This window comes from Aquirufa echingensis (genome assembly GCF_042714525.1).
Taxonomy (GTDB): domain Bacteria; phylum Bacteroidota; class Bacteroidia; order Cytophagales; family Spirosomataceae; genus Aquirufa; species Aquirufa echingensis.
In genome coordinates this window covers 196,910-223,879 of sequence record NZ_JBBKYA010000003.1, presented here as the reverse complement: position 1 = coordinate 223,879, position 26,970 = coordinate 196,910, and the positions used below count along the sequence as shown (strand labels likewise).

Below are 26,970 nucleotides of genomic sequence, written 5' to 3'. Positions count from 1 at the left end.
CTTATAAAATCATTTTTTCGATTGGCAATACTAAAATACCTTGAGCACCCGCTTCACGCAATGCTTCAATGATATCCCAAAAATCATTTTCTGAAATGACCGAATGAATTGAAACCCAACCCGTTTCTGCCAATGGCATAACAGATGGAGCTTTCATGCCCGGTAATAAAGATTTGATTTTTTCTAAATCAGATTCTTTCGCATTCAAAACAACATATTTCGCATTTTGTCCACGTTGAACCGAATCAATTCTAAATAGTAGTTTAGCGAGTATAGCTTGTTTCTCTGTACTTAATTGTTGGTTGGCAATTAACACTGCCTGACTTTGAAATACCGTAGCAACTTCTTTTAATCCATTGCTTAACAAGGTTCCGCCCGTAGAAACGATATCACAAATAGCTTCAGCTAATCCAATACTTGGAGCAATTTCTACAGAACCCGAAATCTCATGCGTTGTAACCTTAATTCCTTGTTTCGCTAAAAATGCATTTGTTAGATTAGGGTAGGAGGTAGCAATGTTTTTTCCTTGGAAATATTCAATGCCTGAATATTCTTCATTGCGCGGTATTGCTAACGATAAACGGCATTTCGAAAAGCCTAATTCCTTAACGACGTCTACTTGACGAATATGTTCCATCAAAACATTTTCGCCGATTACACCTAAGTCGGCAACACCGTCTTCCACATATCCCGGAATATCATCGTCACGTAGGAAGAGGAATTCAATGGGGAAATTGCTTGAAACCGTTTTTAATTTGGAGCCACCAGACTCAAATTTAATTCCACAGGCTTTAAATAACTTAAGTGACTCTTCACTTAAGCGACCTGACTTTTGTACTGCGATTCTAATATTTTGTGACTCCATCTGAATTATATGCTTAAAATAATCAAGCCCCGAACGAATTCGAGGCTTGACAAAATAAATGTTACAAGAACATTTTAAGTGGATCCTCGAGGTATTGCTTTAAGGTTAACAAGAATGCTGCTCCTGCTGCCCCATCAGCCACGCGATGGTCACATGTTAATGTTAATTTCATGATGTTGGTTGCATAAAACTGACCATTTTTCACGCCAACCGTTTCTTTAATACCACCTACAGCCAAAATACATGACTCTGGTGAATTAATGATCGAAGTGAATTGGTCAATACCAAACATACCTAAATTACTTACGGTAAATGTATTTCCTTCCCAATCCTTCGGCTGTAATTGTTTGCTTTTCGCTTTTCCACCTAATTCTTTCGCCTCAGATGAAATTTGTGCAATTGATTTTTCATTTGCAAAACGAATAACAGGGACTAATAATCCATCTTCAACAGCTACTGCCATACCAATGTGTACATGCTTGTTGACACGAATCCGATCTTCCATCCAATATGAATTGATCTTTGGGTGTTTTGTTAAAGCCAATGCAGTTGCTTTAATAACCATGTCGTTGAATGAAATTTTAACAGGTAATACTTCATTCATGCTAACACGAGCCTCGATCGCTTTGTCCATGTTGATTTCCATCGTTAGATAGAATTCAGGAGCACTGAATTTAGATTCAGATAAACGACGCGCAATTGTTTTACGCATTTGGCTGTTTGGAATATCTTCAAAGCTTTCAACACCCGATACAAATGTCGACATCGCGCCACCTGCACTTGGGTTGTAATCTTCAATATCATTCTTTGTAATACGACCACCTTCGCCTGTTCCTTGAATCCAGTTCAAATTGTAACCTTTTTCTTTTGCTAACGCACGAGCTAAAGGTGATGCTTTAATTGAATCTTCAGAAATACGAGCTTTCGTAGGGGCAGGAGCTGCCGCTGCTTTCGGTTCTGAAGCCTTAGGTGCTTCTGCAACTTGGACCGGTGCAGGTGCTGCAACAGCGACTACTGGCGCCGCAGCGGGTGCAGCTGACTCTGCTGCTAATATAGGTTGGAAGTCTGTACCAGGCTCACCAACAATAGCAATAATGCCATCAACAATAACACCTTCACCTTCTTTCGCTCCAATGTATAATAAGGTACCATCCTCGTAGTTTTCCAATTCCATGGTAGCCTTGTCAGTCTCAACTTCAGCAATGATATCACCACTCTTAACAACATCACCTGTTTTCTTCAACCATTTTGCAATGACGCCTTCCACCATCGTATCGCTCATTTTAGGCATACGAACAGCTTTAGCTTTAATTCCACTTAAATCAATGACTGGAGCTGCTGCAACAGGTGCTGGAGCGGCCGCTTGAGGGGCTACTTCAACAGCTGCAGGCGCTGTAGCTGTGGCTGCAGCTACAGGAGCTTGCAATAAAGCTGAATAATCTTCACCAGGGGTTCCTACTACCGCAATAATGCCATCAACCGGTACAGCCTCACCGGCTTTAATGCCAATGTATAACAATGTACCATCTTCGTAATTTTCTAATTCCATCGTCGCCTTGTCAGTTTCCACTTCTGCGATGATATCTCCAGACTTAATTACGTCTCCTTCTTTTTTAAGCCAATTTGCAATAACACCTTCTACCATAGTGTCACTCATCTTGGGCATTCTTATTACTTCAGCCATGCTTTTATATTTGAATTTCAAAAATACGCTTAATACGCTTATTTTAAAAGATTTTATTAAAAATTATTTGATTTAATCTAGTTTTAAAACGGCCATAAACGCTTCTTGTGGGATTTCTACATTACCCACTTGACGCATACGTTTCTTACCTTTCTTTTGTTTCTCCAATAATTTACGCTTTCTCGAAATATCACCACCATAACACTTTGCCAAAACGTCTTTACGCAATGCCTTCACTGTTTCTCTAGCTATGATTTTTTGACCAATCGCCGCCTGAATCGCAATTTCAAACTGTTGGCGTGGCAACAACTCACGTAATTTCTCACATAAACGTTTACCCCAATCGTAAGCTTTGTCTCGGTGTACAATGGCCGACAAAGCATCTACTTTTTCGCTATTTAACATGATATCTAATTTAACCATGTAACCCGGCTCATAGCCTTTATATTCATAATCCAATGAAGCATACCCACGCGAAATGGTCTTCAATCGGTCAAAGAAATCAAATACAACTTCAGATAAGGGCATATCAAATGTCAGCTCAACACGATCTGTAGTTAAATAGATTTGATTAACTAAAATACCACGCTTATCCATGCACAAACTCATAATCACACCCGTGTATTCGGATTTAGTAATAATCTGCGCTTTGATATAAGGCTCTTCAATGATATTAATTAAGTTAGGTTCAGGTAACTCACTGGGTGCTGAAACCCATTGCGTTTCTCCTGCCGTCGTTAAAACTTTGAATTTTACGGATGGAACTGTTGTAATAACAGTCATGTCAAATTCACGCTCTAATCGCTCTTGCACAATTTCCATGTGCAACATCCCCAAGAAGCCACAGCGGAATCCAAAACCTAAGGCAGCCGATGTTTCCGGTTCCCAAACTAAGGATGCATCATTCAATTGCAATTTCTCCATGGCATCACGCAAGTCCTCAAACTCTGATGTTTCTACCGGATAAATACCAGCAAATACCATCGGTTTAACTTCCTCAAATCCTTGAATAGCTGATTTACATGGATTAGCCACATGCGAAATTGTATCCCCAACCTTAACTTCTTTGGCTTCTTTGATACCCGAAATTAAATAACCTACATCACCTGTTTTGATGATAGATTTTGGTTCTTGCTCTAATCCTAGGGTTCCAATTTCATCGGCATAATATTCTTTGCCTGTGTTCATGAACTTGACACGATCTCCTTTTTTGATTTCCCCATTATATACACGGAAAATAACTTCGATTCCACGATATGAATTAAATGTAGAGTCAAAAATTAAAGCTTGTAAGGGTTCTGAAGGCTCTCCTTTAGGAGCAGGTACACGTGTTACCACGGCATCTAGAATATCTTGAATACCAATTCCCTCTTTTCCTGAAGCATGAATGATATCTTCTTTTTTACATCCGATTAGGTCAATGATTTGATCAGAAACCTCATCAGGCATTGCACCAGGTAAATCAATCTTATTCAATACAGGAATGATTTCCAAATCGTGGTTGATCGCTAAATATAGATTGGAAATCGTTTGCGCTTCAATTCCTTGAGAGGCATCCACGATTAATAAGGCTCCTTCACATGCCGCAATGGAACGGGAAACTTCGTAACTAAAATCGACGTGACCCGGGGTATCAATCAAATTGAAAGTATATACCTCGCCATCTTTCGGATATTGCATTTGAATCGCATGCGATTTGATCGTGATACCACGCTCACGTTCTAAGTCCATGTCGTCCAACAATTGATTCATCATATCGCGCTTCTGCACGGTATTAGTGAATTCAATTAATCGATCGGCCAAAGTACTCTTACCATGATCAATGTGTGCGATAATGCAAAAATTACGAATGTTTTTCATGTATGTTTTTTACTACTAATATGTTTGGCTGACCCATTGCATGAGTATTGCCGATAAATATCCTCCATAAGTACCAATGGCATATCCTAATAATGCCAAAATGACGCCTAATGGAGCTAAAATGGGACTAATTGCCGTTGCTATCACAGATGTAGAAGCAATACCGCCCACATTAGCCTGCGATGCAATGGCCATGTAGTGGTATGGGGCTTTAATCCATTTCCCAACTACAAATATAACTAAGCCATGAATGCTTATCCATATAAATCCTGTAAATAGTAGGAGTGGAGTTGAAAATAAATGACTTAATGATATTTTTAATCCGATGGATGCAATGATAAAATACAGGAATAGTGTTGCAATAACATCTCCGCCTGCTGTGTACAAGCGCTTCAAAGGACTTAGCCCTAATCCAATTCCCATAAAGGTACAAATGAAGAATGTCCAAAAACTTTGATTTAGGAATGTTATGGCGATCAATTCGGTCAGATAACTACCAGAATAAGTACTCAAAAGAGTTATTAGGAATCCTAAACCTAAAATATAGATGAGATTATTGAACGTAAATTTCTTGACAGTCAAATCTTCCTCCCAATCAACAGAAATGTCTTGGTGGTTATACGACGCCTTTAGGTATTGATTAATCTTGAGTTGGAATGGAATCAAAAATAATAAGATAGCCAACCACGTTTCACCAAAAAATACGTCAACCGTTACAGCTTTGGCCAACTCATCGGCATTCGGTAAAAATATTGCATTTAATGCCATTTGATTTGCAGTTCCACCTATCCACGATCCAGCAATCGTCGATAAGCCTCTAAATGATTCTGCATTAAATTCAGTTGGGAAAAAATAATGACTAATCATTAAGGAAATAGGTCCACCAATGATGACACCCAATGCTCCAACGAGGAATAAGATAATCGGTTTCCGACCGATAGCTTTTAGTTTAGCTAAAGGAAGACCTAAGGTGAAATAAAAGATACAAAAGGGCAATAGCGTTTTAGCTAAAGTTCCATTAAGATCCGTGTTTCCAATTACAATGATACCCTGCTCGACCAATAAGGATGGCAGAAAATAACAAAATAATAAGGGAGGTATGACACTAAATACGAGTTTGACGATTTTAGATTTCAATTTCGACAGGTAGAAAATACCCGCGAGCATGATAATCAAACTGATAAAGATGTATAGCTCTCCTTGAATCATGCCTGTGACATTAGCGACTCAATCTCCTCGATATCGATTGGAATATTTGCCATTAAATTAATGGCGGGTCCATCGGTTATCAATAAATTATTTTCTAAACGAATACCTATGCCTTCTTCCCGGATGTATATTCCTGGCTCACAGGTTAATACCATGCCTGCTTCGAAAGGTTTATATTTATCCCATACATCATGAACATCTAAACCCAAATGATGTGCAACCCCATGCATAAAGTATTTTTTAAACAAAGGTTGGTTAGGGTCTTGATTATCAACATCTTGTCTTGTGAACAAACCTAAGCCTATCAATTGCTCTTCCATGAACTTTTCAACTGATTTTTGATAATCTACCCAGTAAATACCTGGACGCATTAAATCAATTGCATAATCTAATACAGCTTGTACAGCCTTGTAAACTTCTTTTTGACGTGGACTAAATTTTCCATTAACTGGAATAGTTCGTGTCATATCAGCATTATAATTGCCATAACAAGCCCCAACGTCTAATAAAATTAAATCGCCGTCTTTACATTCACGCTCGTTTTCAATATAGTGTAAAACACAGGCATTAGCACCAGAAGCTATGATAGGAGAGTAAGCAAATCCTCCACTACGAGATTTGATGAATTCATGAATGAACTCTGCTTCGATCTCGTTTTCCCAAACACCGGGTTTAGTAAATCCTAAAACACGTCTAAATCCATTTTCTGTTATATCAATTGCCTTTTGCATAGCTGCTAATTCTGCAGGCTCTTTCTTCATACGTAAGGTATTCAGAATAGGGGCTAGTCGGCCAATACGATGAAGCGGATATTTGTCTTTAATTTCTTGAACAAGTCGCGCGTTTTGTGTTTCAACTAATGAACTATTGCGCATATGTTCATTGTCGATCATATAAACAGTATCAACTGAATAGATCAAGGTTTTTAAAATTGCCTCAAAATTGCTCGTCCACTGAATGTTTTTAATTCCACTAATAGCAGTCGCTTCTTCTTTGGAATATTTATGGCCTTCCCAAATTGCGATTAATTCAGAGGTTTCTCGCACAAAAGCAATTTCTCTTAAATGCGCCTCGGGTGCATCAGGATAGATTAATAGAAGTGTTTCTTCTTGGTCTAGTCCCGACAAATAGAATAAATCTGTTTGTTGCTTAAATCCCATGCTACCATCTGCATTCGTTGGCATAATGTCATTTGAACTAATTAACACCATGGATTTAGGTGGTAATTCCGCAATTAATTTGTTGCGGTTCTTGATAAATAGCTCTGAAGGAAAAGGTTGATAGCGCATCTTATTTTTTACACTGATAAATGATTTCTTCTAACGGCAAAGCCATTCGATTACTCTCGTTGGTTCCTAATTTTTCAATCATATTGACGGGAATTACCGTAAAACCTGAATTTTCTAGTTGCTTACCAAAATCCCGACCATAAATTCGAAGATGATCATCCTGTAAAAAATGAATCTCTCGTTCTTTCGGATCTGTAATGCTTGCATCCTCATAGGTTGTTTCGCGATCATATCGTTGCGGACTTTGACACAAAGCAAATCCTTCAGGCTTTAATACCCGACGAATTTCTTGCATGCAACGTACATCATCTTTTACGTGCTCTAATACGTGGTTACAAAATACCACATCGAAAGAATTATCTGGAAATGGAATATCATGTAAATCCATCTTCACTTTGGCCAAAGGTGATTCTATATCTGCAGTTATATAATTGTCTCCCAAATAGTTTTCAAACCTTTCAATGAAGCAATATTCTGGTGCTACATGCAGAACGCGAGGTTTTGATGTGTAGAAATTGGTTTCATTTTTCAGAAACAAATGCATTAACCTGTGTCTTTCTAAACTTAAACAGGAAGGACAAAGTGCATTTTCCCTCGGCTGTAAGCGACCGTAAGGTAAAAACTTCGAAAAAGAATGATCGCATACAGGGCAATAAACCTTTGAACCTGTTAAAAATAGGCTATAAAATTTCAGTAATCGATGCGCAAATAATTGGATAATTTTTCTTGGAATGTGACGAAGTACCCAGCTGATAATATGTTTCATATAACAAAAAAAAGGAAGGTTTTTCAGATAAAAAACCTTCCTAATGAAAATTTTAATTGGATTACATTTCGCGCAACCAAATGTTGCGGAAACTTACAGCGTTACCATGGTCTTGTAAACTGATTGGACCAGCGCCATGTACCGGATTTAGCGGTTGGCCAATGTATTCCGTTGTTCCCTGAATCTTAGTGTGATTCTGAACAACAACTCCATTATGAATAACAGTAACGTAAGCAGGTGTTTCAATTCCACCATTTACCGTAAATACAGGTGCTGTGTAAATAATGTCATATACATTCCATTCGCCCATTGGGGAAGTTGCGTTAACTAAAGGTGCAGTTTGCTTGTAAATACTTCCTGCTTGACCGTTACGATAACTACGGTTTTTGTATGAGTTTAATACCTGTACCTCATACATTCCCTGCATGAAAATACCACTATTCCCTTTTCCCTGACTTTTTAAGGTTTCTGGCTCGATAGGGGACTGCCATTCAATATGCAATTGATAATTTGTGAATTTCTGCTTGGTAGAAATATGTCCTGCTCCACGAACTACAGTCATTTTGCCGCCTTCAACTTTCCATTGTGCTGGGCCGCCATCTTTGATGGATTCCCAATTATCTAAATTCTTACCATCAAACAAAACGATTGCATCAGAAGGTATAGCGCCAGGTGTTACAACGCGTACTTCTGGATCCCAAAATTCGGTAGCATCAGGTTTCGTTGGGTTAACAACAACATGTCGGTGATCTTGCGCTTGAGAAGCGAAGCTAATGCTCAAACCGAAAAGCATAGCGGCTAATATGGATTGTTTCATAGTGTTTTGTATTGAATTTTGAACAAAAAAAAACCGGTATCAAATACCGGTTCTAATTTCAAGAAATATTTATTATTTAGCAAATGAAGCTTTGATAGCCTCAATATCTACTAATTTAATAATAGGTCTTTGCTTTAAGATTTTGATAGCTTCAACTTTATTGTTAGCTACTGCTTTATTTCTTCTGTCTTTTCTTTTTAGTCTAGTTACGGCCATGTCGATAATAATTTTGGTCTGCAAAAATAGGAATTATTGGTTATATATCAAATAATATCCCTCGAATAATTAAATTTGTTTTATGAAAGTAATACAAAAGCCTACAAACGCTAGAGGCACGCGTGATTTTGGACCTAAAGAAATGGCTATACGTAGCAATGTGTTTGCAACCATTAAAAGACATTTTGAGGCATTTGGTTTTCAATCGATTGAAACTCCAGCGATGGAGAATTTATCTGTTTTGACGGGAAAATATGGTGATGAAGGGGATCAATTACTTTTTAAAATTATCAATTCAGGGGATTATTTAAGCAAGGTTAATGGTGATCCTTTGGCTTTAGGTTCTAAGTCATTACTTCCTCAAATTTCAGAAAAGGGCTTACGTTATGATTTAACGGTTCCTTTTGCACGATTTGTAGCGATGAATCGAAATGATATAGCCTTTCCATTTAGACGTTCTCAAATCCAACCCGTATGGCGAGCAGACAGACCGCAAAAGGGTAGATACCGGGAATTCTATCAATGTGATGCCGATATCATTGGATCAGATTCCTTGGTCAACGAAGTCGAATTAATTGCGTTGTTCCAAGCGATTTTCAATTCCTTGAATTTAAGAACGAATCTAATTATCAATTCGCGTAAAATTTTAGCGGGGATTGTTGATAAACTTGGTGCTACTGATCTTTTTGTTGCCTTTGCTGTTTCGATCGATAAGTTAGATAAAATTGGCTGGGACGCTGTGGCAGTGGAATTAGGATCTAATGGTTTTCAACCGAATCAAATTGAGGCGCTACAGAAACTCTTCAATTTTGAAGGCTCTAATGCTAATAAGATTGAATTGTTGACGGAATTCTTTGCCGACAATGCTTTAGGAAATGAAGGCCTTTCTGAGATCAAATCGGTCTTACGTTTATCCGATTTAAATGGTTACGATAATGCTAATTTAATCTTTGATTTTAAATTAGCTCGGGGCTTAAGTTATTACACAGGTCTAATCTATGAAGGTAAATCTGTCGATGTGCCCTTTGGTTCTATCGCAGGAGGTGGACGTTATGATAATTTGACTGCAGCTTTTGGATTGCCTAACATGAGTGGTGTAGGGATTTCATTTGGTATTGAGCGCATTATTGATGTCATGCGTGAGTTAAATTTGTTTCCAGAAATACAAATCAGTGCAAGTCAAATTTTATTCACTTATTTTGATGAAGCCGGGCAAGCATTAGCAATTAATATATCGAACCAATTGCGTAAAGCTAATATTCCAAGTGAAGTATACCCTGATATTGTCAAAATTAAAAAGCCATTTGAATTTGCAGACAAAAAAGGAATTCCGTTTGTGGGTGTTATCGGTGAACAGGAGATTAAAGACCAAACTGTGTCAGTAAAAGACATGAAAAATGGAGAACAACGTGTGCTCTCCATTTCTGAATTAATTGAATATATGGTTGCTATATAATTAGCGCCATGCTTTAAATTGGTTAATTAATCCATTCGTAGAACTATCATGCGAGTGGATTTTTTCGTTATGCTCTAATTCTGGCAGAATAGAGTTTGCTAGTTGTTTGCCCAACTCAACTCCCCACTGGTCATACGAAAATACATTCCAAATAACACCTTGTACAAATATTTTATGCTCGTACATGGCAATTAAGGCACCTAATGTCTTGGGATTAATTTCCTTAACGAGGATCGAGTTTGTAGGCTTGTTGCCTTCAAATACTTTGAATGGGCTTAATCGAGCAATCTCTGCTGCAGGCAGTCCCGCTTTTACTAATTCTGCTTCAACTACCTCTTTGGTTTTACCATTCATCAAAGCTTCTGTTTGTGCAAAGAAATTTGACATTAACAAAGTATGATGATTTCCGATTTTATTATGTGTAATTGCAGGAGCAATAAAATCGGCAGGAATCAATTGAGTTCCTTGATGGATTAATTGATAAAATGCATGTTGGCCATTCGTTCCAGGCTCTCCCCAAATTACAGGTCCGGTAGCATAAGTAACACGATTGCCATTACGATCTACAGATTTACCATTCGATTCCATATCTCCCTGTTGGAAATACGCAGCAAATCGATGCATATATTGATCATAAGGTAAAATAGCATGTGTAGCGGCATCAAAGAAATTTACATACCATACACCTAATAATGCTAAAATAACGGGCATGTTTTTGTCAAAAGATGCTGTGGCAAAATGCTCATCCATCTCATTTGCACCCGCTAGCAGTAATTCGAAATTATCAAAGCCTATTGAAAGTGAGATAGACAATCCAATTGCCGACCATAATGAGTAACGACCTCCAACCCAATCCCAAAATTCAAACATGTTAGCGACATCAATCCCAAATTCACCAACGGCTTTTGCATTTGTTGATAAGGCGACAAAGTGTTTTGATACGGCTACTTCATCTTTGGCACTAGCTAAAAACCAATTACGTGCCGAGAACGCATTAGCCATAGTCTCCTGCGTCGTGAATGTTTTAGATGCAATTAAGAATAAGGTTGTTTCCGGATTAACCTTTTTTAATGTTTCAGCGATATGTGTTCCATCTACATTGCTTACAAAGTGGATGTTTAAATGATTCTTATAAGGCTTTAATGCTTCTGTAACCATGACAGGACCCAAATCAGATCCGCCTATACCGATGTTTACCACATCTGTAATTGCTTTCCCAGTATATCCCTTCCAAGCGCCCGAAATGACCTGGTTTGAAAAATCTTTCATGTGATCTTTAACTGCCTGAATGCCAGGAATAATATCATCACCGTCTACGATGATTGATTTAGACGCTTTTGCACGCAATGCAGTATGCAAAACCGCACGATTCTCATTTTGATTGATTTTCTGACCCGAAAACTGAGCTTTGATGGCTTCCGTTAATCCACATTCTTCTGCAAGCTTTAATAGATTTGCAAACGAAGCTTCGTCGATAATATTTTTCGAATAATCTAGTAGGATATCTTGGTCTATTAGACTGAATTTTTCCTGCCGACTAGCATCTTTTTCGAATAAACTCTTTAAGTGTATGGAGGCTAAACGCTTGCGATCTTCAACTAATAATTGGAAGGCCTTTGTTTTAGAAAAATCAATGTTGGATAAGGTCATGTGTTATACTTTTGGCTTATTAATTTTCAAAAATACTATTTTATCAGGTATTAAAAAAGGGGTATAAGTTAGACCTATACCCCTTAAAGTGAAATTTAAACCCTATAGATTCGGCTGTGGAGTTTTTCTTAAATATGGCTTAATGGTTGTAAAGCCTTTGGGAAATTTTGTTACTGCGTCCTCGTTGGATACAGCAGGCGTAATAATTACGTCCTCGCCATTTGTCCAATCTGCTGGTGTGGCCACTTGATAATTAGCCGTTAATTGCAACGAATCAATGACACGTAATAACTCAGTGAAATTACGACCAGTCGATGCAGGATAAGTCAATGTTAGTTTAATTTTCTTATCAGGCCCAATAATGAAAACGGAACGTACGGTTGCTTTTTCTGAAGCATTTGGGTGGATCATGTCATATAATAATGCCACCTTTTTTTCGGGATCCGCAATGATGGGAAAGTTTACTTTTACATTATTAACTTCTTCAATATCGGGTACCCATTTATTGTGTGAATCTAAATCGTCTACAGAAATAGCTATTGCCTTTACACCACGTTTCGCAAAATCTCCTGCTAACAATGCTGTTTTACCTAGTTCTGTTGTACAAACAGGAGTAAAATCTGCTGGGTGACTAAAAAGCATGACCCATGAATTATTGATCCATTCATGAAAATTGATTGGACCTTGTGTTGTTTCAGCACTAAAATTCGGTGCGATATCGCCTAAATGTAATGACATAACAAAAGGGGTTTAGGTTAATATTAATTCTACTAAATTTATAGACTATTTTTAAATAAAAAAAGCAATCCTAAAATAAGATTGCTTTTAACATTACACTTCATCAACAAACTAAAAACCAATTAATTAAAATGCTGTAGGAGAAGGATTCGAACCTCCAAGGTGCAGTTAGCCGCGACACAGAACTGATTTAGTGGTCAACCCATTATGCCGTGTTTATCCTGAACTCACCACCCCCGAGACAGGAGGGCACGTCTGCCAATTTCATCACCCTACAGTGAAAAAATAACTACCTTTGTAATTATCTTGACACAAATATAAAAGATGTTTTTATTTATTTCAAAATATTTAAAGAAAAATATCAATTTGTTGGATATTTTTTAAAAATTTAACCTAATTATTGAAAATTTCGAATGGACAAGAAAGCGGATTTAGATCCTTTAGATTATAAGATTTTAGAAATACTCGTAGAAGATGCGAATTTGCCTTATACTGAAATAGGCCAACGATTAGATGTATCCGGGGGAACCGTTCATGTTCGAATGAAAAAAATGGAATCTTTAGGAATCGTTAAAGGGGCACAGTTATTAATTGATTATTCCAAAATTGGCTGGGATATTACAGCTTTCCTAGGTATCTATTTAGACAAAAGCTCCTTGTATGAGGATGTGGCTAAACAATTGGAAGCTATTCCAGAAGTAGTTAATATCCATTATACGACCGGTATTTACAGTATTTTTGCTAAAATTATTTGTCGGGATACCCAACACCTTCGTGAAGTACTTCATGATAAAATTCAACGCGTAACAGGTATTCAGCGAACGGAGACTTTTATCTCATTGGAAGAAAGTTTAATACGAAATACGCCTTTATTTTAATTTATTTAGATTCGTTCTTAATAATTGCTTCTATTTTATAATTTGATTCGTAATTTTGTATTCTAATTATTTAAAGAGATGGCAGAGCACCCAGATGATATTTTATTGGAGGTAACAAATTCAGATTATAAATATGGATTTGAATCCAATTTTGAAACTGAAGAAGCCCCGATGGGTTTAGACGAATCAATTATTCGTTTCATTTCTGATAAAAAGAATGAACCAGAATGGATGTTTGAGTGGCGATTAGCCGCATTTAATCACTGGAAAACGTTGAAAGAACCGGATTGGGCTAATTTGACGTATACACCAGCAGATTATCAAGCTTTAAAATATTATTCAGCTCCTAAGCCTAAGAAAACGATTAATTCTTTGGATGAAATAGATCCAGAATTGCGTCGTACTTTCGAAAAGTTGGGGATTTCGCTCGACGAACAAAAACGTATTTCGGGTGTTGCTGTTGCGGTTGATGCCGTTATCGATTCCGTTTCAGTAGCTACAACCTACAAAGAAACTTTAGCTGAGAAAGGGATTATTTTTTGTTCCATTTCTGAGGCTGTTAAAGAGCATCCTGAATTAGTTAAGAAATATTTAGGAAGTGTTGTTCCAGTGAAAGATAATTTCTTTTCTGCATTGAATGCAGCTGTTTTCTCTGACGGTTCTTTCTGTTACATCCCTAAAGGCGTACGTTGCCCAATGGAACTTTCTACTTATTTCCGTATAAACGCAGCAGGTACTGGCCAATTCGAGCGTACTTTAATTATTGCCGATGAAGATTCGTACGTGAGTTATTTAGAAGGTTGTACAGCGCCTCAGCGGGATGAAAACCAATTACATGCTGCGGTAGTAGAGATATTTGTGCACAAAGGAGCAGAGGTTAAATATAGCACGGTTCAAAACTGGTATCCTGGGGATAAAGAAGGAAAAGGAGGAATCTTTAATTTCGTAACGAAGCGCGGAATTTGTGATGGTGCTCATTCTAAATTATCTTGGACGCAGGTAGAAACTGGTTCTGCTGTAACTTGGAAATACCCATCTGTTGTATTAAAAGGAGATTATTCGATTGGAGAATTTTACTCTGTGGCTGTTACGAATAATTACCAACAAGCCGATACGGGAACCAAAATGATTCACTTAGGTAAGCATTCGAAATCTCGAATTGTTTCGAAAGGTATTTCAGCAGGTTTTTCACAAAACTCTTACCGTGGCTTAGTTCAAGTTGCTCGTAAAGCAGATAAATCAAAGAATTTTTCGCAATGCGACTCTTTGTTGTTAGGTGATAAGTGTGGTGCACATACGTTCCCATATTTGGAAGTAAAGAATAGTTCTTCTTCTGTTGAACACGAGGCAACTACTTCAAAAATAGGGGAGGATCAAATTTTCTATTGTAACCAACGCGGTTTGTCTTCTGAAACTGCCGTAGCATTAATTGTTAATGGGTACGCAAAAGAGGTACTAAATCAACTACCAATGGAATTTGCCGTTGAAGCCCAAAAATTATTAGCTATATCCCTAGAAGGATCTGTGGGTTAAGATTTAATCCCACCTGTATGCAGCGCTAATATGTTACTTCCAGGTTTGAATTTATCCTTTTGTATTAAATCATAGAGTCCATAAAACATCTTTCCTGTGTAAATGGGCTCTATTTTTATTTGATGTTTTTGTTCAAACAATTGACAAAAATTGACCAATTCTTCGGGTTGCCTCGCATATTTAACAAAAATATAGGCATCATATATCTGCTGGGTTGGAATTCCTAATTCGACAGCGTTTGATTCTATTTCTTGGAAATTGTTCAGTGTTAATATGCCATGTATAGCTGCTTTTTCTAACGATTCACAAAGGCCAAGATAGGTTGTCCCTGTACCGATTGGACATATGATATGCTCAAAATTCTGTCCACTTATTTCTAAAGCTATGTTGAAGATACCTTTTATAGCCATTTTCCCATAACCACCTTCGGCAATAATGATGGCGTTACTTGTATTAATCTCTTGCGGTATCTCTTTCTTTTGATAACTCGACCGAGAAACAAATTGCAAATCCATCCCCCATGCTTCCATTTGGCTTAAATACAAATTGCTCCGACTAGTTAATTCATCACCTCTTATGATGCCTGTGGCTGCAAAGCCTAATTCTTTGGCTGCAAAAGCAAGCGCATACAAATGATTTGAATAAGCTCCTCCAAAACTAATTAGATGCTTATGTTCATTAAATTGCGCTATTTGAATATATTCCCGTAATTTGCGCCACTTATTCCCACTGATGATGGGATGAATCAAATCATCTCGTTTGACAAAAACACGTATTCCTTTTTGATCAAAGAGTTCATCATGGATTTCATCGATTGCCGATGGTAAACGTAAGAATTGTTTTTCAAATTGTAAGATGTCCATAGATCCAGAAATAGACCCAATTGAATCAGAAGATGATTTATTTGAGCATTATAACTTTGTTGTTGACAAAGGTCAACAATTGTTAAGAATAGATAAATATTTATTACTTAAAATTGCGAATTCCAGTCGGTCAAAAATCCAAACCGGTATAGAAGCTGGTGCAGTAAAAGTTAATGACCAACTCATTAAGTCAAATTATAAGGTAAAGCCATTTGATGAAATTTCTGTTTCATTTTCAACGCCTCCTCGTGACAATGAGGTTATTCCTGAAGACCTTCCAATTAACATCGTCTATGAGGATGATGATTTAATGATTATCAACAAAGAGCCTGGGATGGTTGTTCACCCTGCACATGGTAATTGGACAGGTACTTTGGTTAATGGATTATTATATTATTGCCAAAATTTACCTGGTAATAATAATATCAGGCCAGGTTTAGTGCATCGAATCGATAAAGATACCTCGGGTTTATTGGTCATTGCCAAATCTGAATTTGCCATGACGTATTTGGCTAAGCAATTTTTCGATCATACAATTGAAAGAACGTATTATGCGATACTTTGGGGAGTTCCTAAAGAATCAAAAGGTACGTTGCGAGGTAAAATTATGCGTCATCCCAAAGACCGTAAGATCATGTATATGCTTCCTGAAGAGAGTGAAGAGGGTAAATTAGCCATTACACACTACGAAGTTATCGAGTCTTTTGGTTTTTGTTCATTTGTTAAATTTAACTTGGAAACGGGTCGGACGCACCAAATACGGGCTCATGCACAATCAATGGGTCATCCATTGGTTTCAGATTCATCCTATGGCGGTGACAAGATTCGTTTCATGAGTACACGCACGAACTTTAAACAATTTGTTGATAATATGTTTAAGGTGTGTCCCCGTCAAGCTTTGCACGCCTATTCGCTTGGATTTGAACACCCTACGACGCATGAATGGATGCAATTTGAGAGCCAATTTCCAGAAGATTTTGATAACTTATTAACGAAACTTAGAAAATTCACCAACGATTAAAATGATTGAATTACGTCGAGCCAAACAAGAGGATATTCCGAGCATATTAGAGCTTGTGAATTCCTTAGCTCTTTTTGAAAAAGCACCCAATGAAGTTACCGCAACGGTACAAGATTATATCGAGAACGGTTTTGGTGATAATCCGATTTTCTTCTCTTATTTAGCTTATTATGAAGGTCAATTGGCGGGATTTGCATTATGGTATTTTCGTTTCTCAACTTGGAAAGGGAAGCGCTTTTATTTAGAAGATCTATATGTGAAAGATGAATTTCGGGGTAAAGGTATTGGTCAAAAATTAATTGAGGCGTGTATAGAAGAGGCCAAGCAGACAAAATGTACAGGAATGATGTGGCAAGTATTGGATTGGAATACACCCGCCATTGAATTTTACAAAAAGTATAATGCACAATTCGACGGCGAGTGGATTAATGTTAATCTACATTTATAAAGAATTTCGGTCGATAAAGTAATAGTCATTGGGGTAACGTCCCTTTGACTTTTCTAAGATCATTTGCGCAGCGCGTTTTCCCATCAATGCAAAGTCATTTGAAATAACAGAAATTCCTTCTGAGATAATTTCTTTTAAAGGAGTATCATCATAGGAAATGACTCCGATATCTGTACCAAATTTCCAGTTCCTTTTCGTACACCAGTTGATCATTTTAATTAAATCAAATTCCCGAAAAACGATATATGCTTGTTTTTCAACAATATCGACATCTTCCTCTAAATCGGGAATTATGTCATGACTTATGGAATGATCCGTGCAAAAACGAGTAAATCCATTAATTATGCCATTGGGGGTATATTGAAAGCTTTTGCTACTTAAAACTAGATTCAGAGAATCATATTTATTTAGCTTCGGTAAGCATTCTGATAAGCCTTGGTAAATATTGGATTCAAAATCTTGAAACAAGATGGCAGCGTCAGGACCGAATTCCTTCACATCAATATCCAAGATCAATAATTTGTCTTTCGGAATTTTTGAAAGAATTCCTGATACACTTTTATTAAAATGGGGGAGGATAATGTAATGATTGTATTTACCTACATTATCTTGAATCAGGTTTTCAAACAATTGGATGTCGTGATAATGGAAAAATAGCGTATGGCTGACTCCCTCACCTAAATTCTCTAATATATTCTCTAAAAGAATTTCTTTATAAGGTGTCAACGCATCCATTAAAATAAATACGTTTAACGCACTGCGCGTATCCGTAGAGGCTACATAAAAACCTTTACCATGGTGAGAATTGATTAAGCCACGTTCGCGTAATTCATCATAGGCCTTCGTAACTGTCATCCGAGCCATTCCAAATTCATTTGCCACAACATTAATCGACGGAAGTTGCTTGCCTCTATCAAATTGACCAGAATCGATCGCGTCAACGATGCTATCAATGAGCTGTTGATACTTGGGTTTATTATTGTTCGGGTCAAATGTTATCATGATTGTTGATGAATTTAGTGCATTACGATATTGCTTTCAATATCTTCCAAAGTTGCCCCTTTTGTTTCTGGCATTAAGAATTTCACATAAGCCAATTGAGCAAACATCATGATTGCAAAGAATGTAAAAATGGTAGATTCGCCCAATATATTCGTAAAGATGGGGAAAAAGTTCGTTATAAGGGCCGCTAAAATCCAATGGGTTAAGGAACCCCAGGCCATGCCACTTGCACGAACTGAATTAGGGAATATTTCTGAAATAAACACCCAAATTACAGAACCTTGACCTATTGCATGTGCGGCAATAAAAGCAAAGATGTACATGGGTACGAACTCGAATGAATCCGAATAAAAGGAATAAGCTATCAACGAAAGCGAAGCAATATAGCCAATGCTTCCGATGTACATTAAAACTTTTCTTCCTACACGATCAATTAAATACCAACCCAATAACGTGAATATTAGATTGGCCACACCAATACCCGCGGATTGAAGCAATGCGCTTGATTTATCTAAGTGTGCTTTTTCAAATATTCGAGGTGCGTAATACAATACCGCATTGATACCTGATAGCTGATTGAAAAATGAGAACAAGAAAGCCAATAACAAAGGTTTAAAATACTTACTCGTAAAGATTCGTTCTGTCGTTGTAATCTTTGCTTGGTTTGACAAAATGCGATTGATTGTACCCATTGGATCAGGATCTACGAGGTCTAAAACCTTTTTAGCTCCTTCTTTGTCATTGCGATGAAGTAATAAAAAAGTAGGGCTTTCTGGCGTAAATAGAATGAGTATTGAAAACAGTAAACTAGGTAAGCCAACAATCCCTAACATCCAACGCCAATCATTTTCACCTAAACCACTAATGAAATAATTCGAAACATAGGCAATCAAAATACCTAATACAATGTTTAATTGGAAGGATATAACAAGTTTTCCGCGGTGTTTTGCTGGAGCTATTTCAGATATGTAGATAGGAGCCACCACTGATGATGCTCCAATTCCTAAACCACCTAAAAAGCGAAATATCATAAAGCTATTCACGTCATTCGCTAATGCAGCTCCAATTGAAGAAATTAAGAAACTCAAACCAATCCAAAATAAGGTTTTTTTCCGGCCAAATTTGTCGGCAGGAATTCCTCCAAATGCTGCTCCGAGCACGGTACCATAAAGTGCAGTGGCCATGGCAAATCCATGAGTCCAATCATCTAAATGCCATAACTCTTTGATTGTTTTTTCAACGCCTGAGATCACCGTCATATCCATCCCGAACAGCATTCCACCAAGCCCAACAGTAATGGACCAAAATATTACATGTTTATTCATATTAACCGAATTTGATGAACAAATTAGTAAATATTTAAATAAATCGAATTGTAATTTTTGGACTAATCGAAATTATTGATGCTTTTTTGAAGAATAATAAAGTAAATGCTCAGGGGAGATATATTGTTTGAATTCTTCGATAAATTCATTGGATTGCATTTGTTCAATTTCATTCACAAAACTTTGAGGAGTTTTACCTGTAAATTTTTTGAACGTATGGTTAAAATGAGCTGTATCGTAGAAGCCTAACAACTCAGCCAATTCTTGATTTTTTGACGATTTGTTTTGGGCAAAATAAGCCAAAGATTGATTAATGCGCTTGATTTGTAAATACTCTTTGGGTGTAATACCAGTTAATTCGATAAATGAACGCGTTATCGTTTTATACAAGGCGGCATTAATTTCTTGTTGGGATTCAAGTACACTAACGAATTCTTGCAACCTTAACCATTTCTTTCCTCGAGCAGGAATAAATAATGGCTCTAAAAATTGGACAAACAAATCGATTCTTTCTTCGAAAGTAGATAAACTTTGCAATGCAGGTAATAAATAATTTGATGCTAAACCAAAGTACTTTTCAATTGGTGAGTTTATATTATTGAAGTTTTTAAAGCTTTCTGAACTAAAGCAAGCTAAGCCACCTAGTTTAAATTTGATGCCAAAAATATGATTCCCTACTTGATGTTTATAATAGGTCGTTTGTGTATGTAATGCCTCAATGATTGCACCTTGTATAGGTGAGAAGTCTTCGGGCTTCTGGACGGCACGGTGATAGGGATTCCCTAGCGAAAATGTAATGACTAATTGATCTTCAGGGAATATTGTTTCCACCTCATAAGGGATATCATCTTGATCTTCCATCTTTTTTTCCCAAAAATGGTCAACATACTCCGATAATAAGCCCTCAGGTTTCTTGTAATGAATTAACATTCCTTACCTATTTAATAAATTTATTTGCAACAAAACTTGCCATTATACCAAGTATGACCAATAAAAATAATGCGTTCTGCAAGTTTAAAAAATCTGCGAGATATCCAATTAATACGGGACCAATTAAAAAACCGATGTATGCAATTGTTGAGACACCTGCAATCGCGATTGCAGGTTCTATATTTTTCTGATTCCCTGCCTGTGAATAGATTAGGGGTACTATCGTAGAAATACCTAATCCGGTTAAAAAACACCCTAGTATTTTCACTTCGACTGTAGGAACAAATAAGGTAAGTAACATTCCTGCAGAAATCAATAATCCATTGAGCGTTAGAATATTACGAACCCCAAAGTTTTGAGAAATATAATCTCCCGTGAATCGGCCCACAACCATAGCTAATGCGAATGAAGAAAATCCTATGGTGGTAGCATAGGTAGACAAATCAACATCCTCTTTGAAATATAGTGTAATCCAATCTGCCATAGCTCCTTCACACAGCATACCGCAAAATGCGACTAATGCTAAAATTGTTAAATAGGGTCCTAGATTTAAAATGGATGATTTTGGCTTTTGATCATCTTCTTTCTTAGCCTCATCTTTTAATAAATTGGGATAAAATACAGGAATTGAAAGTAAGTTTATAATAGCAATCAGATAGAAATGGGTTTGAAAATCAAATCCCATTCTAGATAAATATCCGCCCAATAATGCTCCTAACATGAGCCCAATGGAAAATATGGCATGAAAGGAAGACATGATGATTTTATTCATTTTAGCTTCCAAGGCCACGACTTGGGTATTCATCGCTATATTTAAAATATCACCTGCCATCCCAAAGAAGAATAAGCAAACAAAAAGCATGTATGAATTGGCGCTAAATCCTATAATGGGTATAATCAGCATGTAAAGGAAAACAGCTACGATGCAAATCATTTTGGAGTTAAACTTGGATATTAACCAACCTGCAAGAGGTAAGGAAACTAAAGAACCCAAAGGCAAGCCCATTAAAACGGTGCCTAATGCTGCGTCAGATAAATGCAACAAATACTTGAAATCTGGAATGCGAGTAGCCCAGGTAGCAAAGTTTAATCCACATAGTAAAAATAATACACCAATGCTCAGGCGGTTTTTAATCAGTTGGCTCATCCTAATAATCTAGCTTTAACGTCTAACCATGTATTCATTCTTTCATAATCATGTATATGTAAATTATGGGGTGCCGTAAATAGGAGTGGTGTTCCTGTGAATGTCTTTAAATTCTTTTCGTGATCGTCGATTAGGTAATCAGCTAATATCATGTGCTTATGACCACAAAATACCGTATGTTGCCATCCAATAAAAGGAAAATGTTTAGCCATCCAATTTAATTTTTCCTTCATGGAATTTGGAAATTCCGTAGCTGCGGAAACAATAAAAACTTCATACTTTTCCTGTAGGGAAAGGATCACTTCAACCGCATTGGGTTTTACCTGAATATCCTCAAAAAAGCCTGGTTCCCACAGAAAATCGTTGTTGGAGATATAGCTCTCATAAAACGCCTTTTTCTCGTGGTCTTGAGCGTTCATTAAACCTTCGTAAGTATAATCACTTTCGATTCGTTCGTTGATGTACTGTATAATTTTTAACGTGGTGTCTGCCATCACGTCATCCATATCTATGGCAATTCTTTTCATAAGGCTATATAAATAAAAAAAAACTCCCCAAAGATGGGGAGTTTTTAGAAGATAATCTAATTTGGATTACATCATGCCACCCATGCCACCACCTGGTGCATGTGCATGAGGAGCTTCATTAGCTGGTTTGTCTGCAATAACACATTCTGTTGTCAACAACAAGCCTGCAATCGATGCAGCATTTTCCAATGCTAAACGAGTAACCTTAGTAGGGTCAATAATACCCGCTGCGATCATATTTTCATATTTATCTTCACGTGCATTGTAACCGAAGTCATCTTTTCCGCCTTTAACTGCGTTGATTACGACAGAGCCTTCGCCTCCTGCATTCGCAACGATTGTACGTAATGGTGACTCAACTGCTTGGCGAATGATGTTAATTCCTGTCGTTTGATCTTCGTTTTCACCTTTAAGGCCATCTAAAGAACTAATAGCACGAATTAATGCAACACCACCACCAGCGATGATTCCTTCTTCTACAGCAGCACGAGTTGCGTGTAATGCATCGTCAACACGATCTTTCTTTTCTTTCATTTCAACTTCCGTTGCAGCACCAATGTAAAGAATTGCAACACCACCTGATAATTTAGCCAAACGCTCTTGCAATTTCTCGCGATCGTAATCAGACGTTGTATTCTCGATTTGAGCTTTAATTTGATTCACACGGTTTGTGATATCATCAGCTGAACCTGCACCGTTAACAACAGTTGTATTGTCTTTATCGATGATGATTTTTTCTGCTTGACCTAAATACTCAATTGTAGCGTTTTCTAATTTGAAACCACGCTCTTCTGAAATAACGGTTCCTCCAGTTAAAATTGCGATGTCTTCCAACATAGCCTTACGACGATCTCCAAAACCTGGAGCTTTTACAGCAGCAACTTTCAGGGCACCACGAATCTTGTTAACTACTAATGTAGCTAAAGCTTCACCGTCAACATCTTCTGAAATAATCAAAAGTGGACGGCCAGTTTGTGCAACACCTTCTAATACCGGCAATAATTCTTTCATAGAAGATACTTTCTTCTCTGAAATTAAAATGAATGGTTTTTCTAATTCAACCTCCATCTTTTCTGTGTTTGTCACAAAGTAAGGAGATAAATATCCACGGTCAAATTGCATACCCTCAACTGTTTTTACTTCAGTTTCAGTTCCGCGAGCCTCTTCAACTGTGATTACACCTTCGCGGCCAACTTTATCCATTGCCGATGAAATCATCGTACCAATTTCAAAATCATTATTCGCAGAGATTGTTGCTACCTGAGCAATTTCATTTGATGTTGTAATAGGACGAGATTGACCTTTTAAGTTAGCAACAATAGCTTCAACAGCCTTTTCGATACCTTTCTTAAGGTCCATTGGATTAGCACCTGCTGCAACGTTCTTTGAACCGATCGTGTAGATTGCTTGGGTTAAAACTGTAGCTGTTGTTGTACCATCACCAGCTTGATCAGCCGTTTTTGAAGCAACTTCTTTTACTAATTGAGCTCCCATGTTTTCAACGGGATCTTCTAATTCAATTTCTTTTGCTACTGACACACCATCTTTTGTAATAGAAGGTGAACCGAATTTCTTATCAATAATTACGTTACGACCTTTAGGTCCTAAAGTTACTTTAACAGCATTTGCAAGGGTATCGACCCCTCTTTTCATCTTTTCGCGCGCTTCGCTATCGAAATATAATTCCTTTGCCATGATATATTAATTGATTTTAGATTTAAATAAATTACAATACTGCAAAAATGTCAGACTCACGCATGATTAAATAATCCTTTCCTTCAATCGTGATTTCAGTTCCAGAATATTTACCATACAAAACTTCATCTCCCACCTTTACGGTAATAGGCTCATCTTTCTTGCCATTTCCTACAGCTACAATGATGCCTTTTTGTGGTTTTTCTTTTGCTGTGTCTGGAATAATGATTCCAAAAGCTGTTTTCTCTTCCGCAGCAGCAGGCTCTACGATAACGCGATCTGCTAAGGGTTTGATCGTTAATTTTGACATGTTATAATAAATTTAAGATTTGTAAATTTTTAATTTCCATTTAAAATAGAAATGCGTGACTACATACTCAATATGTATGCCACGCATTCAAGACTGAAAAAATGTCAGTTAATTATTTTGTTGCTGGTGCAGGAGCTAAAGGAGCAGGAGCCGCAGGAACTGTTTTTGTAGCCGCTTTTTCTACATTAACGGACTGAGTTGCATCCGTAGTACCATTTGAAATAGCAAAATTTGTAACTAGTACCAAAACCAAAATGGCAATAGAAAAGCCCCAAGTTAATTGCTCAACTAAATCACCAGTTTTTTGTACACCAAACATTTGAGTTGCACCTGCTGATCCAAATTCTCCACTAATTCCACCACCTTTTGGATTCTGCACCAAAATAAGGATAATTAATAATACTGAGAATAGAACAATAAGAGAGATTAATAGCGTAAACATATTTATTCGTTTATATTTTGTTTTAATTCTGAAATTCGAGTTGCAAAGTAAAGCCTTTTTTCAGGTTTTGCCAAGATTAATTGTTCATATATATCAATTGCTTGTTGATATTTCTCTTGTTTTACTAAAATAATAGCAAATGTTTCCGAGATAGGCGGTGACCAGGTTGTGGCCGACAAATCTACATCTGCTTCATTTTCTTCTGCTGAACCTTGTCTTTTTGCCTTCGCTAAACTTGGCATTTTTTGCAAAAACTCATCAATGATATCATTTTGATTATTGTTTTCATCTAACGACTGCGCTGAAATTGTTGGCGCATCTATATGAGTTTGATAGAATTGAGATCGAATGGGGGATTGTAAAGCCGCTTTCCGTAATACCTGTTTTCCTTGATCGAAATTCCAATTCAATAAATAAAAGAATGGATATTGCTCCTGGTCTTTCAATAGGATAATAGTCGCTTCTGACTCTTCCCGGTCAAAACGATTTAGCAAATACCATAATTGTTGAGATTTATTGATTTTCATTACCAATCTCCAGCTATTTTATTGAATAAATCAAGAATAATTTGGTCCGTTAATTTAGGGATTAATGATTTCTCTACTTGAGTTAATGTCTGATTTTGCGGAAAATCTTGGTAAAAAGAAAATTCTTGTTCAAAGTTTTTTTCTTCATCTAGGCGATTGGTAACAATAAAGTTAACGCGCAAAGTCAATCGATTTAATCCGGCTTTATCATCCGTTGTAGGTGCTTGTGGAGTAAGTTCATAACCTACGATCGTTCCTTCGACTAATAAGTCTGGATTTTGATTCGTTAATTTCAAAACCGTGTTTCGTTGAAAATACTCTTTTAATTTCTCATTAACAGTTAATCCCAAATTCGTAGGTCCACCAGCTGTTTCCATACGAATATTGTTGATTTGAATCGTTTTCAAATCTGCCGATAAACTTGCGCCCTTAAAGCTGTAGCAACCTTGTAGGCCTAAAATGGCCACAACAAAGACCAACTTATGCCAAATCTTCCAAATCATATTGCTTGATTTTACGATATAAAGTACGTTCAGAAATACCTAAGTCTTTCGCCGCGTGTTTCCGTTTATTTTTGTTTTTCTTCAACGCCCGAATGATGATTTCCTTTTCCTGTTTCTCAAGTGAAAGTGTGACATCTTGACTTGGACTTATTACCTCTTCATAATTTAAATCAATCGGTTCCTCATTTACATATTCCATTTGTTCATGCGTTTCTTCTGCACGTTGAACGGGTAATGCTAAACCTTTGTGTAAATCTTCAGTAGGTCTTAAGTCGGCAAATAGGTTAGGATTTTCGTGTAATATATCATATCCTGCGCTATTGCCAGATTCGATGACCTTGAGTAATATCTTTTTTAATTCAGTTACGTCTCTTTTTAAATCAAATAAAATTTTATACAAGATTTCCCGTTCATTCATCCCATCTGAACTTTGGAAAAAATCCGTTTTAACCACACTGGATTTCAACTTAGGTTCATTGAATGTCAAGTACTCTTGCAATTTTTCATCGTCAACAATACGGTCACCCATTTCCAACACCGAAATCTGTTCCGCGAGGTTTTTTAACTGACGAATGTTACCTGGGAAATGCTGCTTTTGAAGCAATAATTTTGCCTCATTTGTTAGGGTAATTGGTTTTACGCGATGAAGCTCCGAAAAGTCCGTTGTGAATTTTCGAAATAATAGTTCAATATCTTGTCCACGTTCACGAAGAGGTGGTACATAAATTGGTACCGTACATAAACGATAATACAAATCTTCTCTAAACCGACCTTTGCTAATCGCATCCTGTAAATTAAGGTTTGTAGCCGCGACTACGCGTGTATTCGTTTTTTGTACTTTAGAAGAACCTACACGATAAAATTCTCCATTTTCTAATACACGCAACAGACGCGCTTGCGTTCCTAATGGCATCTCAGCAATTTCATCCAAGAAGATGGTTCCGCCATCAGTTACTTCAAAATATCCTTTCCGGGCTTCAATAGCTCCAGTAAATGATCCTTTTTCGTGACCAAATAATTCAGAATCAATGGTTCCCTCTGGAATTGCGCCACAGTTGACAGCAATAAATTGGCCGTGCTTTCGCTTGGATAAACTATGGATGATTTTAGAAAAGGATTCCTTTCCTGAACCACTCTCGCCAGTAATCAAGACTGTCATGTCTGTTGGCGCTACCTGTTCAGCTATAGAAATTGCGTGCAATAGAGAAGGTGCGTTCCCAATGATTCCAAATCTTGCTTTTAGCGCTGTCAAATGACTTGTTTCCATGT

At 37.1% G+C, this 26,970-nt stretch carries 27 protein-coding genes; 5 read left to right on the top strand and 22 right to left on the bottom strand.

Annotated elements, in window-relative coordinates:
• Nucleotide 1: 1 nt before the first annotated feature.
• From hisG to SKC38_RS06250, 8 genes are all read right to left on the bottom strand, one after another.
• Complete coding sequence (gene hisG / locus SKC38_RS06285) at nt 2-865, bottom strand: ATP phosphoribosyltransferase (RefSeq protein WP_377976101.1); 864 nt, start codon at nt 863-865, stop codon at nt 2-4.
• Between the two features lie 61 nt (nt 866-926).
• Nucleotides 927-2,549 carry a 2-oxo acid dehydrogenase subunit E2 gene (locus SKC38_RS06280; RefSeq protein ID WP_377976100.1) on the bottom strand — a complete coding sequence of 541 codons (1,623 nt, stop codon included), beginning with the start codon at nt 2,547-2,549 and terminating at the stop codon, nt 927-929.
• A gap of 72 nt (nt 2,550-2,621) precedes the next feature.
• Nucleotides 2,622-4,409: a translation elongation factor 4 gene (lepA, locus tag SKC38_RS06275; protein ID WP_377976098.1), complete on the bottom strand. Its 1,788-nt coding sequence runs from the start codon at nt 4,407-4,409 to the stop codon at nt 2,622-2,624.
• 15 nt (nt 4,410-4,424) lie between these two features.
• Nucleotides 4,425-5,618, bottom strand: coding sequence for a DUF819 family protein (locus tag SKC38_RS06270; protein WP_377976096.1), 1,194 nt, complete (start codon nt 5,616-5,618; stop codon nt 4,425-4,427).
• Nucleotides 5,615-6,907: an aminopeptidase P family protein gene (locus tag SKC38_RS06265; protein ID WP_377976094.1), complete on the bottom strand. Its 1,293-nt coding sequence runs from the start codon at nt 6,905-6,907 to the stop codon at nt 5,615-5,617. The genes SKC38_RS06270 and SKC38_RS06265 overlap by 4 nt, the downstream gene beginning before the upstream one ends.
• 1 nt (nt 6,908) lies before the next feature.
• Nucleotides 6,909-7,451, bottom strand: a complete 543-nt coding sequence (locus SKC38_RS06260) for a class I SAM-dependent methyltransferase (protein WP_377976092.1) — start codon at nt 7,449-7,451, stop codon at nt 6,909-6,911.
• Between the two features lie 283 nt (nt 7,452-7,734).
• Nucleotides 7,735-8,490: a 3-keto-disaccharide hydrolase gene (locus SKC38_RS06255; RefSeq protein ID WP_377976090.1), complete on the bottom strand. Its 756-nt coding sequence runs from the start codon at nt 8,488-8,490 to the stop codon at nt 7,735-7,737.
• Between the two features lie 72 nt (nt 8,491-8,562).
• On the bottom strand, nt 8,563-8,706 hold the full coding sequence (locus SKC38_RS06250; protein WP_377976088.1) for a hypothetical protein: 144 nt from the start codon (nt 8,704-8,706) through the stop codon (nt 8,563-8,565).
• Nucleotides 8,707-8,788: 82 nt separating this feature from the next.
• Between SKC38_RS06250 and hisS the strand changes: the two genes are divergently transcribed.
• Nucleotides 8,789-10,162, top strand: coding sequence for a histidine--tRNA ligase (hisS, locus tag SKC38_RS06245; protein ID WP_377976086.1), 1,374 nt, complete (start codon nt 8,789-8,791; stop codon nt 10,160-10,162).
• Here hisS and pgi read toward each other — a convergent pair whose 3' ends face one another.
• Together pgi and SKC38_RS06235 are read right to left on the bottom strand one after the other, a co-directional pair.
• On the bottom strand, nt 10,163-11,812 hold the full coding sequence (gene pgi, locus SKC38_RS06240) for a glucose-6-phosphate isomerase (RefSeq protein ID WP_377976084.1): 1,650 nt from the start codon (nt 11,810-11,812) through the stop codon (nt 10,163-10,165).
• Nucleotides 11,813-11,914: 102 nt separating this feature from the next.
• Nucleotides 11,915-12,550: a peroxiredoxin gene (locus tag SKC38_RS06235; protein ID WP_377976082.1), complete on the bottom strand. Its 636-nt coding sequence runs from the start codon at nt 12,548-12,550 to the stop codon at nt 11,915-11,917.
• A gap of 413 nt (nt 12,551-12,963) precedes the next feature.
• Between SKC38_RS06235 and SKC38_RS06230 the strand changes: the two genes are divergently transcribed.
• Nucleotides 12,964-13,428, top strand: a complete 465-nt coding sequence (locus SKC38_RS06230; protein ID WP_377976080.1) for an Lrp/AsnC ligand binding domain-containing protein — start codon at nt 12,964-12,966, stop codon at nt 13,426-13,428.
• A 78-nt stretch (nt 13,429-13,506) separates the two neighbouring features.
• Entirely contained in the window at nt 13,507-14,961 is a 1,455-nt protein-coding gene (gene sufB / locus SKC38_RS06225; RefSeq protein ID WP_377976078.1) for a Fe-S cluster assembly protein SufB, read from the top strand.
• Here sufB and SKC38_RS06220 read toward each other — a convergent pair.
• Nucleotides 14,958-15,824, bottom strand: coding sequence for a 1-aminocyclopropane-1-carboxylate deaminase/D-cysteine desulfhydrase (locus SKC38_RS06220; RefSeq protein ID WP_377976076.1), 867 nt, complete (start codon nt 15,822-15,824; stop codon nt 14,958-14,960). The two genes, sufB and SKC38_RS06220, sit on opposite strands and share 4 nt — an antisense overlap.
• Here SKC38_RS06220 and SKC38_RS06215 point away from each other — a divergent pair.
• Together SKC38_RS06215 and SKC38_RS06210 are read left to right on the top strand one after the other, a co-directional pair.
• On the top strand, nt 15,817-16,845 hold the full coding sequence (locus tag SKC38_RS06215; protein WP_377976074.1) for an RluA family pseudouridine synthase: 1,029 nt from the start codon (nt 15,817-15,819) through the stop codon (nt 16,843-16,845). The two genes, SKC38_RS06220 and SKC38_RS06215, sit on opposite strands and share 8 nt — an antisense overlap.
• Before the next feature lies 1 nt (nt 16,846).
• Nucleotides 16,847-17,293 carry a GNAT family N-acetyltransferase gene (locus SKC38_RS06210; protein ID WP_377976072.1) on the top strand — a complete coding sequence of 149 codons (447 nt, stop codon included), beginning with the start codon at nt 16,847-16,849 and terminating at the stop codon, nt 17,291-17,293.
• Here the strand turns inward: SKC38_RS06210 and SKC38_RS06205 are convergent.
• From SKC38_RS06205 to SKC38_RS06155, 11 genes are all read right to left on the bottom strand, one after another.
• Nucleotides 17,288-18,295: a GntR family transcriptional regulator gene (locus tag SKC38_RS06205; RefSeq protein WP_377976070.1), complete on the bottom strand. Its 1,008-nt coding sequence runs from the start codon at nt 18,293-18,295 to the stop codon at nt 17,288-17,290. The genes SKC38_RS06210 and SKC38_RS06205 overlap by 6 nt on opposite strands.
• Nucleotides 18,296-18,309: 14 nt before the next feature.
• Nucleotides 18,310-19,620, bottom strand: a complete 1,311-nt coding sequence (locus SKC38_RS06200) for a sugar porter family MFS transporter (protein ID WP_377976068.1) — start codon at nt 19,618-19,620, stop codon at nt 18,310-18,312.
• A 72-nt stretch (nt 19,621-19,692) separates the two neighbouring features.
• Nucleotides 19,693-20,550 (bottom strand): helix-turn-helix domain-containing protein, encoded by an 858-nt coding sequence (locus tag SKC38_RS06195; RefSeq protein ID WP_377976067.1) that lies wholly within the window; start codon nt 20,548-20,550, stop codon nt 19,693-19,695.
• Nucleotides 20,551-20,557: 7 nt separating this feature from the next.
• A complete protein-coding gene (locus SKC38_RS06190; protein WP_377976065.1) occupies nt 20,558-21,697 on the bottom strand; it encodes an MFS transporter in 1,140 nt (379 codons plus the stop codon).
• Nucleotides 21,694-22,224: a 5' nucleotidase, NT5C type gene (locus tag SKC38_RS06185; protein ID WP_377976063.1), complete on the bottom strand. Its 531-nt coding sequence runs from the start codon at nt 22,222-22,224 to the stop codon at nt 21,694-21,696. Before SKC38_RS06185 ends, SKC38_RS06190 begins: the two co-directional genes overlap by 4 nt.
• Nucleotides 22,225-22,290: 66 nt before the next feature.
• A complete protein-coding gene (gene groL / locus SKC38_RS06180) occupies nt 22,291-23,919 on the bottom strand; it encodes a chaperonin GroEL (protein ID WP_377976061.1) in 1,629 nt (542 codons plus the stop codon).
• A 31-nt stretch (nt 23,920-23,950) separates the two neighbouring features.
• The gene (locus SKC38_RS06175; RefSeq protein WP_315575528.1) at nt 23,951-24,229 is read right to left on the bottom strand and encodes a co-chaperone GroES; all 279 of its coding nucleotides are present in this window, start codon (nt 24,227-24,229) and stop codon (nt 23,951-23,953) included.
• A gap of 112 nt (nt 24,230-24,341) precedes the next feature.
• Nucleotides 24,342-24,671, bottom strand: a complete 330-nt coding sequence (secG, locus tag SKC38_RS06170) for a preprotein translocase subunit SecG (protein WP_377976059.1) — start codon at nt 24,669-24,671, stop codon at nt 24,342-24,344.
• Nucleotides 24,672-24,673: 2 nt separating this feature from the next.
• The gene (locus tag SKC38_RS06165; protein ID WP_377976057.1) at nt 24,674-25,198 is read right to left on the bottom strand and encodes a hypothetical protein; all 525 of its coding nucleotides are present in this window, start codon (nt 25,196-25,198) and stop codon (nt 24,674-24,676) included.
• Nucleotides 25,198-25,701 carry an LptE family protein gene (locus SKC38_RS06160; protein ID WP_377976056.1) on the bottom strand — a complete coding sequence of 168 codons (504 nt, stop codon included), beginning with the start codon at nt 25,699-25,701 and terminating at the stop codon, nt 25,198-25,200. Before SKC38_RS06160 ends, SKC38_RS06165 begins: the two co-directional genes overlap by 1 nt.
• Nucleotides 25,679-26,968 (bottom strand): sigma-54 interaction domain-containing protein, encoded by a 1,290-nt coding sequence (locus SKC38_RS06155; RefSeq protein WP_377976054.1) that lies wholly within the window; start codon nt 26,966-26,968, stop codon nt 25,679-25,681. The genes SKC38_RS06160 and SKC38_RS06155 overlap by 23 nt, the downstream gene beginning before the upstream one ends.
• Between the last annotated feature and the right edge of the window lie 2 nt (nt 26,969-26,970).

What these genes read in the sequence shown, in the direction of transcription:
- SKC38_RS06280 (WP_377976100.1), bottom strand. Translation starts at nt 2,549, where the DNA reads ATGGCTGAAGTAATAAGAATGCCCAAGATGAGTGACACTATGGTAGAA.
- SKC38_RS06185 (WP_377976063.1), bottom strand. Translation starts at nt 22,224, where the DNA reads ATGAAAAGAATTGCCATAGATATGGATGACGTGATGGCAGACACCACG.
- SKC38_RS06155 (WP_377976054.1), bottom strand. Translation starts at nt 26,968, where the DNA reads ATGGAAACAAGTCATTTGACAGCGCTAAAAGCAAGATTTGGAATCATT.
- hisS (WP_377976086.1), top strand. Translation starts at nt 8,789, where the DNA reads ATGAAAGTAATACAAAAGCCTACAAACGCTAGAGGCACGCGTGATTTT.
- hisG (WP_377976101.1), bottom strand. Translation starts at nt 865, where the DNA reads ATGGAGTCACAAAATATTAGAATCGCAGTACAAAAGTCAGGTCGCTTA.
- pgi (WP_377976084.1), bottom strand. Translation starts at nt 11,812, where the DNA reads ATGACCTTATCCAACATTGATTTTTCTAAAACAAAGGCCTTCCAATTA.
- SKC38_RS06200 (WP_377976068.1), bottom strand. Translation starts at nt 19,620, where the DNA reads ATGAATAAACATGTAATATTTTGGTCCATTACTGTTGGGCTTGGTGGA.
- SKC38_RS06215 (WP_377976074.1), top strand. Translation starts at nt 15,817, where the DNA reads ATGTCCATAGATCCAGAAATAGACCCAATTGAATCAGAAGATGATTTA.
- SKC38_RS06230 (WP_377976080.1), top strand. Translation starts at nt 12,964, where the DNA reads ATGGACAAGAAAGCGGATTTAGATCCTTTAGATTATAAGATTTTAGAA.
- SKC38_RS06195 (WP_377976067.1), bottom strand. Translation starts at nt 20,550, where the DNA reads ATGTTAATTCATTACAAGAAACCTGAGGGCTTATTATCGGAGTATGTT.
- SKC38_RS06255 (WP_377976090.1), bottom strand. Translation starts at nt 8,490, where the DNA reads ATGAAACAATCCATATTAGCCGCTATGCTTTTCGGTTTGAGCATTAGC.
- SKC38_RS06220 (WP_377976076.1), bottom strand. Translation starts at nt 15,824, where the DNA reads ATGGACATCTTACAATTTGAAAAACAATTCTTACGTTTACCATCGGCA.
- SKC38_RS06175 (WP_315575528.1), bottom strand. Translation starts at nt 24,229, where the DNA reads ATGTCAAAATTAACGATCAAACCCTTAGCAGATCGCGTTATCGTAGAG.
- groL (WP_377976061.1), bottom strand. Translation starts at nt 23,919, where the DNA reads ATGGCAAAGGAATTATATTTCGATAGCGAAGCGCGCGAAAAGATGAAA.
- SKC38_RS06205 (WP_377976070.1), bottom strand. Translation starts at nt 18,295, where the DNA reads ATGATAACATTTGACCCGAACAATAATAAACCCAAGTATCAACAGCTC.
- SKC38_RS06210 (WP_377976072.1), top strand. Translation starts at nt 16,847, where the DNA reads ATGATTGAATTACGTCGAGCCAAACAAGAGGATATTCCGAGCATATTA.
- SKC38_RS06270 (WP_377976096.1), bottom strand. Translation starts at nt 5,618, where the DNA reads ATGATTCAAGGAGAGCTATACATCTTTATCAGTTTGATTATCATGCTC.
- SKC38_RS06265 (WP_377976094.1), bottom strand. Translation starts at nt 6,907, where the DNA reads ATGCGCTATCAACCTTTTCCTTCAGAGCTATTTATCAAGAACCGCAAC.
- SKC38_RS06160 (WP_377976056.1), bottom strand. Translation starts at nt 25,701, where the DNA reads ATGATTTGGAAGATTTGGCATAAGTTGGTCTTTGTTGTGGCCATTTTA.
- SKC38_RS06260 (WP_377976092.1), bottom strand. Translation starts at nt 7,451, where the DNA reads ATGCATTTGTTTCTGAAAAATGAAACCAATTTCTACACATCAAAACCT.
- sufB (WP_377976078.1), top strand. Translation starts at nt 13,507, where the DNA reads ATGGCAGAGCACCCAGATGATATTTTATTGGAGGTAACAAATTCAGAT.
- secG (WP_377976059.1), bottom strand. Translation starts at nt 24,671, where the DNA reads ATGTTTACGCTATTAATCTCTCTTATTGTTCTATTCTCAGTATTATTA.
- lepA (WP_377976098.1), bottom strand. Translation starts at nt 4,409, where the DNA reads ATGAAAAACATTCGTAATTTTTGCATTATCGCACACATTGATCATGGT.
- SKC38_RS06235 (WP_377976082.1), bottom strand. Translation starts at nt 12,550, where the DNA reads ATGTCATTACATTTAGGCGATATCGCACCGAATTTTAGTGCTGAAACA.
- SKC38_RS06165 (WP_377976057.1), bottom strand. Translation starts at nt 25,198, where the DNA reads ATGAAAATCAATAAATCTCAACAATTATGGTATTTGCTAAATCGTTTT.
- SKC38_RS06250 (WP_377976088.1), bottom strand. Translation starts at nt 8,706, where the DNA reads ATGGCCGTAACTAGACTAAAAAGAAAAGACAGAAGAAATAAAGCAGTA.
- SKC38_RS06190 (WP_377976065.1), bottom strand. Translation starts at nt 21,697, where the DNA reads ATGAGCCAACTGATTAAAAACCGCCTGAGCATTGGTGTATTATTTTTA.